The following is an 8441-nucleotide window of genomic DNA, read 5'->3' as shown; positions in this document are numbered from 1 at the left end:
GACTCGGTGAAATTGTAGTACCGGTAAAGATGCCGGTTACCCGCAGCAGGACGGAAAGACCCCGTGGAGCTTTACTGCAGCTTGGCGCTGGACTTTGATATATAATGTACAGAATAGGTGGGAGACTGTGATACATGAACGCCAGTTTGTGAGGAGTCGCCTTTGGGATACCACCCTTTGTATATCAGCGTTCTAACCTGGTACCGTGATCCGGTACAGGGACAATGTCAGGCGGGCAGTTTGACTGGGGCGGTCGCCTCCCAAAGAGTAACGGAGGCGCTCAAAGGTTCCCTCAGAATGGTTGGAAATCATTCAAAGAGTGCAAAGGCAGAAGGGAGCTTGATTGCGAGACATACAGGTCGAGCAAGTACGAAAGTAGGACTTAGTGATCCGGCGGTACCGAATGGAAGGGCCGTCGCTCAACGGATAAAAGCTACCCCGGGGATAACAGGCTTATCTCCCCCAAGAGTCCACATCGACGGGGAGGTTTGGCACCTCGATGTCGGCTCGTCTCATCCTGGGGCTGAATTAGGTCCCAAGGGTTGGGCTGTTCGCCCATTAAAGAGGCACGCGAGCTGGGTTCAGAACGTCGTGAGACAGTTCGGTCCCTATCCGCTGTGGGCGCAGGAAATTTGAGAGAATCTGTCCTTAGTACGAGAGGACCGGGATGGACATACCAATGGTGTATCAGTTGTTCTGCCAAGAGCATAGCTGAGTAGCTAAGTATGGAAAGGATAAGCGCTGAAGGCATCTAAGCGCGAAGCCCCTCTTAAGATAAGATTTCCCATCACTTCAAGTGAGTAAGACCCCAGGTAGAAAATCTGGTTGATAGGTCTAGGGTGAAAGTGCAGCAATGTATGAAGCTGATAGATACTAATAGGTCGAGGTCTTGACCACAAGAAAAAAACGTTTAATCCATATGCAGTTTTGGAAGAACAATTCCAAATATATTTGATAGAATTTACGAGTAATTCAGTGAATGAAGTAAATTGTAGCAAATGAATCTAGTGATGATGGCAAGAAGGCTACACCTGTACCCATACCGAACACAGAAGTTAAGCTTCTTAGCGCCGATGGTACTTGGGGAGCAGTCCCCTGGGAGAGTAGGTCGTTGCTAGTTATTGTTTTAGTTTTTTTAAAAAACAAGTTTTTGAGTTGACAAATCTATAAGTATATAGTAAGATTATTCATGTCGTTACTTTATGTAATGATTTAATGATATTGTACAAAATAATCTAGTGATGATGGCAAGAAGGCTACACCTGTACCCATACCGAACACAGAAGTTAAGCTTCTTAGCGCCGATGGTACTTGGGGAGCAGTCCCCTGGGAGAGTAGGTCGTTGCTAGTTATTGTTCCAAGGTAGCTCAATGGTGGAGCAATCGGCTGTTAACCGATAGGCTGTGGGTTCGAGCCCCACCCTTGGAGCCAAAAAATGATGTGCCGGGGTGGCGGAACTGGCAGACGCACAGGACTTAAAATCCTGCGATCCTTACCGATCGTACCGGTTCGATTCCGGTCCTCGGCACCATTTACAAAATGTAAAAGTAGTAACGCAGAAAGGCAAAGAAGATGAACTACATTTGTTAAAATTTGCGAGTAGTTCAAGGAAAAAATGAATAAAGTGAGTGAACGTATAATATACGTGATTGAACTTTATGAAGCATTTGACGCAGAAATGCAAAGAAAATTTTATCAAATCATCGCGGAGTGGAGCAGCTGGAAGCTCGTCGGGCTCATAACCCGGAGGTCATAGGTTCGAATCCTGTCTCCGCAACCAAAAAACATGGCGGCATAGCTCAGCTGGCTAGAGCATTCGGTTCATACCCGAAAGGCCAGTGGTTCGAATCCACTTGCCGCTACCATATATGGCTCCTTGGTCAAGCGGTTAAGACACCGCCCTTTCACGGCGGTAACAGGGGTTCAATTCCCCTAGGAGTCACCATTTATATAAGAAACATCCTAGCAAAATGAAACAAATGTGGGAGTATAGCTCAGCTGGGAGAGCATCTGCCTTACAAGCAGGGGGTCACAGGTTCGAGCCCTGTTACTCCCACCAAATAATGGCCCAGTAGTTCAGTTGGTTAGAACGCTAGCCTGTCACGCTAGAGGTCGAGAGTTCGAGTCTCTTCTGGGTCGCCATTTATATTTAAAGCACATAGATATGTGCCAGTGTAGCTCAATTGGTAGAGCAACTGACTTGTAATCAGTAGGTCGCGGGTTCGAGTCCCATCACTGGCTCCATAAAGTGGAGGAGTTCCCGAGTGGCCAAAGGGGACGGACTGTAAATCCGTTAGCAGCGCTTTCGATGGTTCGAATCCATCTTCCTCCACCAAATTTTTAATTACTTGCGGGTGTAGCTCAGTGGTAGAGCCCTGGCCTTCCAAGCCAGTTGCGAGGGTTCAATTCCCTTCACCCGCTCCAGAAAGATTGGGGATTAGCCAAGTCGGTAAGGCAGCGGACTTTGACTCCGTCACCACAGGTTCAAGTCCTGTATCCCCAGCCATAATATGGTCCATTAGCTCAGTTGGTAGAGCATCTGACTTTTAATCAGGGTGTCCCGCGTTCAAGTCGCGGATGGATCACCAAATAAGGAGAGGTACCGAAGTGGTCATAACGGGGCGGTCTTGAAAACCGTTAGGGTGCAAGCCCACGAGGGTTCGAATCCCTCCCTCTCCGCCAGATACAGTTTTTGGAGAAGTACTCAAGTGGCTGAAGAGGCTCCCCTGCTAAGGGAGTAGGTCTTTTACGGGGCGCGAGGGTTCAAATCCCTCCTTCTCCGCCATTGTAATTTTATATATGGACCTTTAGCTCAGCTGGTTAGAGCGCCCGGCTCATAACCGGACGGTCCGGGGTTCGAGTCCCTGAAGGTCCACCATATATTTAGGGGTGTAGCTCAGTTGGCAGAGCAGCGGTCTCCAAAACCGCGTGTCGTAGGTTCAAGTCCTGTCACCCCTGCCAACAAAGTTTTAGAACAGGACAAAATATTTCGGGGTGTAGCGCAGTTTGGTAGCGCATCTGGTTTGGGACCAGAGGGTCGTAGGTTCGAATCCTGTCACCCCGACCATTATTATATTTATAATTTATTTTATAGATTTGCCCAGATAGCTCAGTCGGTAGAGCAGGGGACTGAAAATCCCCGTGTCGGTGGTTCGATTCCGCCTCTGGGCACCATTTAGAAAAAAGCTATTCATGATTGTTAACTCACATGGGTAGTTTTTTTATTGTATAAAAAAGGCTGATCATTAAGTAATAAAGATCAGCCTTTTTAGCTTTTAGTTATAATCTACAATCTTGTTGATTATAGTATTTAGATTGTTATCTAAATATTTAAAAATATTAAAATATAAAATATCCTTATTGTATTTGAAAAGTATTTTTTCTTTTTCACTGCTAGTAAGTTTATTGAAAATATTGTTATTATAAAATTCGTTGACATTAAAAAAATAATGTTTATTTTCATTAAGTTTTAGAGTAATTATGGGGAGAATTAGAACTATATGTTTAGTATGCGAATTGTATTTTATACTTGCAAAGGGTTTGACAAATTCAAATTCGGAATAACCTGTAGTAATAAGTGATTTTGAATTATTTGATAAATTAAATTCTAGTTTTGCTTCTGAATTTTTTATTGAAACTTTATTTAGATAAAGTGTTGAATTACTAAATGAATTAAAATTAATTAATAGATTATTATTTACTAAATTGAGTTTAAAAAAATATTCGCTATATATGGACTGAATATTGCAATAGTCTAATATTTTAAGTATTTCATATAAATATTTGATATCTTCAAAGTTGTGTAGCAAAATTTTGTTTTTTAATTTTGGATTTTTTGTGTTTAAGAATTCATAATATAATTCTACACTTTCTCTACCACTAATTGTATCAGTTCTTTTTATTCCTAAAAATTTTTCTACAGTCTTAAGTTTATAATTTTCTAAATTTAGATAATTTTTATTTTTTCTTACTATTTTTAGTAAATCTAAACTTAAATTTTTTGATATATAGTAGTCAATATTGTGTTTATTAAACCTACTATTTAAAAATGGAATATCAAAAGCGTTACCATTATAAGAAATCAATAAGTCTTTACCTCTAAATTTTTCAATACATAGTTTCAATAAATCTGATTCATCACTAAGAGAATTAGAAAAGAATTGCGTTATTTTTAGCTTATTGCTGAATATTTCAACAAAACCTACTAAAACAACTTTTGATTCTATTCTACTAAGACCGGTTGTTTCTATATCGAAAATACATATGTTAGATAAGTTTATATCAGTAAGGCATTTTGGCATTATTATTTTGTAATCTAGTTCTTTTTCAAATATTTCAATCATATTGTCCTCATTTGTTAATAAATTTGATATAATAAGTATAACAAATTTATCATTCAGATGGAGGCTAAAATGAAATTTATTGATGTCAATGATTTACAAGCAGGTATGATTGTTGCAAAAAATGTAATTAACGAAAATGGAATAGAATTTTTAAGTAGAGATTCAGTTCTAAGTAGTGCTAATATAGAAAGTTTAAAAAAGTTTGATATTGATTTTATCTATATTGTTGATGATAATGTTAAAGAAATTATTGACGAAAATAGTATTACCTATTTATATACAGAATTATTAGAAATTTATAAAACTTCTTACATGAATTCAAGGTTAGGAAAAAATATTGATATACTAGCAATTGAAAGTAAATTATATCCTCTTGTTGACTTAATATTAAAGAATAATGACATACTTAAAACGCTTAGAGGCATAAGTATAAATGACTTATATACATATTTACATTCTGTAAATGTATCACTTTTATCAGCAATCATTGGAAAATGGAGTAAATTAACTAAACGAGATATTTATGATTTATCACTTTCTGCACTTCTACATGATATTGGGAAGAGTCAAGTTACTCTATCAATAATTAACAAACCAAGTTCATTAAATGAAAAAGAATTTAACGAAATAATGATGCACACACAGTTTGCAAAAGATATTGTAAGTATTTCAAGTTCATTAAATAAAAATATCATAGATGGTATATATTATCATCATGAAAGAAAAGATGGAAGTGGATACCCAATGGGAATGACTTATGATAGCATATCTTTTTTTCCAAAAATAATTGCTATTGCTGATATCTTTGATGCATTAACAAGTGATAAAGTATATAGAAGGAAAATATCACCTTTTAAAGCGATAGACCTTATAAATGAACTAAGTTATAAGAAGCTCGATGAAGGCCTTTGTGTATTATTTATTAAAAACATTTCTGATTTTTATGTTGGAAGCAGGGTGAAACTAACTACTGGTGAAAATGGAGAAATTGTTTTTTTAAATAAATATTGCAGAAATCGACCTTTAATAAAAACTGAGAGAAATTTTATTGATTTATCTACCGACTATTCAATTGATATACTTGAAATAATATAATTTGTTTAAAAACACCAAAATCTACTATAATGATTATGGTGTTTTTTTATTTGCTTGTTACCACTTTGTACCGATTGAAAGGGTCTTTGATTTTGCCTTTTTCTTAAATAACGATTTATTAGATTTAGAGTTATTATAAGTTAATGATTTCCACATGTTTTCAAATATGCGTTGTCTATAAACTGTGATATTAAATTTCGAATAAATGGTACTAAGTGTAAATAAACCTTCAATAGTAGAAATAATTATATAAGAACTCATTTCTCTATCAAGATCTTTGATAATAATTCCACTTCGTTGTCCACTTCTAATAATTTTAACTAAAGATAATTTAAGAAAATCATAATATGAATCAACTAAAACTTGAAGTTCGGGAAATTTATTAATTGAACTTGAAAAAAACGAGCTGATATCTACTAATTTATTTGGATCAAGTTTTAAAGATAATGAGAGATTAAGATTGTACTCAATTAACCCAGAAATTAAATTTTCGAGCATATATTTTGGGTCAAGTTTTAAATTTGCAGCTAGTTTAATCTTATCTAGTAAGGAATTTATTATATATTCAAAGTCAATTTTGAATAATTCCTCTTTATTTTTAAAATGGTGATACAGTGATGGCTTTTTTATACCAATATCTTTAGCAATCATATTAAGAGAAGTATTATCATAACCATAAATTAAAAAAAATTTTATAGAAGAATTGATAATATTGTTTTTTGTAGACATTAGAAGCACCCCCTACCTATCGTTAGGTAGAGTATAACACAATTTGATATAAAATTTCAAGTAAAAAATGGGATTGACAATCTTTTAATTAAATATATATAATCAAATCGAGCATTGAAATGGCTATGTTTCGTAAATTTAATATTTGAATTATTTCGAATTATTAAACAATTATTTTGCCTTTTCCAATGTTAATATTTTTTAATTGCAATTAAAAAAAACGTACTCATTTTGTAAAGTAACTAAGATATTCATTAATTATTAATTAAATATTGAGGGGGAAAACTCGTGGAAAAACCATTAAAGAAAAATGATAATGGATTTAAACCATTTATTTCAGCAGATAAAGTGCTACCAGAATTCACTAAAACATCACTGTTTTTAGGTATTTTACTTGCTATTGTATTTGGTGCTGCTAATGCGTATTTAGGACTTAAAGTTGGTATGACAATTAGCGCGTCAATACCTGCAGCAGTAATTTCAATGGGAATTATTAGAGGGTTATTAAAAAAAGAATCAATACTTGAAAACAATATGGTACAAACTATAGGTTCAGCTGGTGAGTCACTTGCAGCAGGAGCAATATTTACATTACCAGCTCTTTTTATATGGAGTGAGCAGTGGGGACTTGGTTCGCCAAGTTTAGTAACTATCACAGCAATTGCACTTTGTGGAGGAATACTTGGAGTTCTATTTATGGTTCCTCTTAGAAAGGCGTTAATTGTAAAAGAACATGGTATTCTACCTTATCCAGAAGGTACAGCTTGTGCTGAAGTTCTTTTAGCCGGAGAAGAAGGTGGAGCAAAAGCAAAAGCTACTTTTACTGGTTTAGGAATAGGAGCTCTTTATAAGTTCATAGCTGACGGACTTCATTTATTTCCAAGCGAAGTTGAAACAGCAATACCAGGTTATAATGGAGCAGCAATCGGAGCAGATGTTCTTCCTGCACTTTTAGGTGTTGGATTTATAATAGGGCCTACAATTTCAGCATATATGTTAGCAGGTGCTGTAATAGGATGGTTTGGTTTTATTCCACTTATCGCAAATATAGGATCAATGGGTGATGTTATTATGTACCCAGCATCAGTACCTATTAGTGAACTTGGATATTGGGGAATATGGAATTATTATATAAGATACGTTGGAGCAGGTGCAGTTGCATTTGGTGGAGTATTTAGTTTAATAAAATCTCTTCCACTTATTATACAAACATTTAAAGATGCAATGAAGGATTATAGTGGTGGAGTTGGTTCTCTATCAAGTCTTAGAACTGATAAAGATATGTCAATGAAAGTTGTACTTATTGGTTCACTTGCAATAATTCTTGCTATGATGATGCTTCCTATTATACCTGTAGGATTTACAGGAGCGTTGTTAATTGCAATCTTTGGATTTTTCTTTGCAACAGTTTCATCAAGAATCGTTGGTTTAGTTGGTAGTTCTTCAAACCCAGTTTCAGGAATGACTATTGCAACTCTTATTATCACTGCTTTAGTATTTAAAGCAACTGGTAACGATGGACATGCAGGAATGATTGGAACATTAACTGTTGGTGCTATTATTTGTATAATAGCTGCAATGGCTGGAGATACTTCTCAGGATTTAAAAACGGGTTTCTTAGTTGGAGCTACTCCTTATAAACAACAGTATGGAGAATTAATTGGTGCTGTAGTTGCTGCATTTGCAATTGGTGGTGTTCTTATTCTTCTTAATAGTGCATGGGGATTTGGATCACAAGAACTTCCTGCTCCACAAGCTACTTTAATGAGATTAGTTATAGAAGGTGTTATGGGTGGAAATCTACCTTGGGCATTAGTATTTACAGGTGTTGGTATTGGAGTTGCCATTGAATTACTTGGTCTTCCAGTTCTTCCAATTGCAATTGGACTTTATTTACCAATTCATCTTTCTACTCCAATAATGGTAGGTGGATTTATTAGAGGAATTCTTGATAAAAAATTAGAAAAAGCTGAAAGTGCTTATGAAACAATAAAAGCTAAGATTGATTCAGGTATTTTATACGCATCAGGTTTGATTGCAGGTGAAGGATTACTAGGAATATGTCTTGCAGTAATAGCTGTTTTTCACATTCCATTACCTAAACTACCAAATCTTGGTCAAATAGGGGCATTAGTGTTCTTTGGCTTATTAGTATTCTCACTAATTAAGTATTCATTACTACATGATCCTAAAATAAATAAAAAATAGAATTTAAGTTTAATTCGTTTTAGTTATAAAATTCTCTGGCTTGCATACTAAGTGCGAGTCAGAGAT

The 8441-nt window shown here is 35.6% G+C and carries 4 protein-coding genes, 18 tRNA genes and 3 rRNA genes (1 of these 25 cut by a window edge); 23 read left to right on the top strand and 2 right to left on the bottom strand.

Annotated features, from left to right (window positions below):
* The 21 genes from AACH12_RS11835 to AACH12_RS11735 form a co-directional block, all read left to right on the top strand.
* A 23S ribosomal RNA gene (locus AACH12_RS11835) occupies positions 1-897 on the top strand; it begins 2029 nt to the left of the window's first position.
* Positions 898-1003: 106 nt separating this feature from the next.
* Positions 1004-1120, top strand: a 5S ribosomal RNA gene (gene rrf / locus AACH12_RS11830).
* A gap of 114 nt (positions 1121-1234) precedes the next feature.
* Positions 1235-1351: ribosomal RNA gene (gene rrf / locus AACH12_RS11825) — 5S ribosomal RNA — on the top strand.
* Positions 1352-1356: 5 nt separating this feature from the next.
* Positions 1357-1431 (top strand) — tRNA-Asn (locus AACH12_RS11820).
* An 11-nt stretch (positions 1432-1442) separates the two neighbouring features.
* Positions 1443-1531 (top strand) — tRNA-Leu (locus AACH12_RS11815).
* 173 nt (positions 1532-1704) lie between these two features.
* Positions 1705-1780, top strand: a tRNA-Met gene (locus AACH12_RS11810).
* A gap of 8 nt (positions 1781-1788) precedes the next feature.
* Positions 1789-1865: transfer RNA gene (locus tag AACH12_RS11805), tRNA-Met, on the top strand.
* A gap of 5 nt (positions 1866-1870) precedes the next feature.
* Positions 1871-1945 (top strand) — tRNA-Glu (locus AACH12_RS11800).
* Positions 1946-1983: 38 nt separating this feature from the next.
* Positions 1984-2059: transfer RNA gene (locus AACH12_RS11795), tRNA-Val, on the top strand.
* A gap of 6 nt (positions 2060-2065) precedes the next feature.
* Positions 2066-2142, top strand: a tRNA-Asp gene (locus tag AACH12_RS11790).
* 26 nt (positions 2143-2168) lie between these two features.
* Positions 2169-2244 (top strand) — tRNA-Thr (locus tag AACH12_RS11785).
* A gap of 6 nt (positions 2245-2250) precedes the next feature.
* Positions 2251-2335: transfer RNA gene (locus AACH12_RS11780), tRNA-Tyr, on the top strand.
* A 15-nt stretch (positions 2336-2350) separates the two neighbouring features.
* Positions 2351-2424, top strand: a tRNA-Gly gene (locus AACH12_RS11775).
* A 7-nt stretch (positions 2425-2431) separates the two neighbouring features.
* A tRNA-Gln gene (locus AACH12_RS11770) sits at positions 2432-2506 on the top strand.
* A gap of 6 nt (positions 2507-2512) precedes the next feature.
* A tRNA-Lys gene (locus tag AACH12_RS11765) sits at positions 2513-2588 on the top strand.
* A gap of 5 nt (positions 2589-2593) precedes the next feature.
* Positions 2594-2682: transfer RNA gene (locus AACH12_RS11760), tRNA-Ser, on the top strand.
* 12 nt (positions 2683-2694) lie between these two features.
* Positions 2695-2785, top strand: a tRNA-Ser gene (locus AACH12_RS11755).
* A 16-nt stretch (positions 2786-2801) separates the two neighbouring features.
* Positions 2802-2878, top strand: a tRNA-Ile gene (locus AACH12_RS11750).
* Positions 2879-2885: 7 nt separating this feature from the next.
* Positions 2886-2961 (top strand) — tRNA-Trp (locus AACH12_RS11745).
* Between the two features lie 29 nt (positions 2962-2990).
* A tRNA-Pro gene (locus tag AACH12_RS11740) sits at positions 2991-3067 on the top strand.
* A gap of 31 nt (positions 3068-3098) precedes the next feature.
* Positions 3099-3174 (top strand) — tRNA-Phe (locus tag AACH12_RS11735).
* Between the two features lie 101 nt (positions 3175-3275).
* Here AACH12_RS11735 and AACH12_RS11730 read toward each other — a convergent pair.
* Entirely contained in the window at positions 3276-4343 is a 1068-nt protein-coding gene (locus tag AACH12_RS11730) for a ribonuclease H-like domain-containing protein (RefSeq protein ID WP_338535596.1), read from the bottom strand.
* A gap of 69 nt (positions 4344-4412) precedes the next feature.
* On the opposite strand from AACH12_RS11730, the gene AACH12_RS11725 reads away from it, so the two are divergent.
* Positions 4413-5438 carry an HD-GYP domain-containing protein gene (locus tag AACH12_RS11725; protein WP_338535595.1) on the top strand — a complete coding sequence of 342 codons (1026 nt, stop codon included), beginning with the start codon at positions 4413-4415 and terminating at the stop codon, positions 5436-5438.
* Positions 5439-5495: 57 nt separating this feature from the next.
* Here AACH12_RS11725 and AACH12_RS11720 read toward each other — a convergent pair whose 3' ends face one another.
* Positions 5496-6167 (bottom strand): TetR/AcrR family transcriptional regulator, encoded by a 672-nt coding sequence (locus tag AACH12_RS11720; protein WP_338535594.1) that lies wholly within the window; start codon positions 6165-6167, stop codon positions 5496-5498.
* Between the two features lie 288 nt (positions 6168-6455).
* Here AACH12_RS11720 and AACH12_RS11715 point away from each other — a divergent pair, with 288 nt between their 5' ends.
* The gene (locus AACH12_RS11715) at positions 6456-8375 is read left to right on the top strand and encodes an OPT family oligopeptide transporter (RefSeq protein ID WP_338535593.1); all 1920 of its coding nucleotides are present in this window, start codon (positions 6456-6458) and stop codon (positions 8373-8375) included.
* Positions 8376-8441: the final 66 nt, after the last annotated feature.

It is taken from the genome of Helicovermis profundi (assembly GCF_033097505.1).
Classification (GTDB): Bacteria; Bacillota; Clostridia; order Peptostreptococcales; family Acidaminobacteraceae; genus Helicovermis; species Helicovermis profundi.
Note: the sequence above shows the minus strand (reverse complement) of the source record. Positions and strands in the feature narration are given on the sequence as shown.

What these genes read in the sequence shown, in the direction of transcription:
- AACH12_RS11730 (WP_338535596.1), bottom strand. Translation starts at nt 4,343, where the DNA reads ATGATTGAAATATTTGAAAAAGAACTAGATTACAAAATAATAATGCCA.
- AACH12_RS11725 (WP_338535595.1), top strand. Translation starts at nt 4,413, where the DNA reads ATGAAATTTATTGATGTCAATGATTTACAAGCAGGTATGATTGTTGCA.
- AACH12_RS11720 (WP_338535594.1), bottom strand. Translation starts at nt 6,167, where the DNA reads ATGTCTACAAAAAACAATATTATCAATTCTTCTATAAAATTTTTTTTA.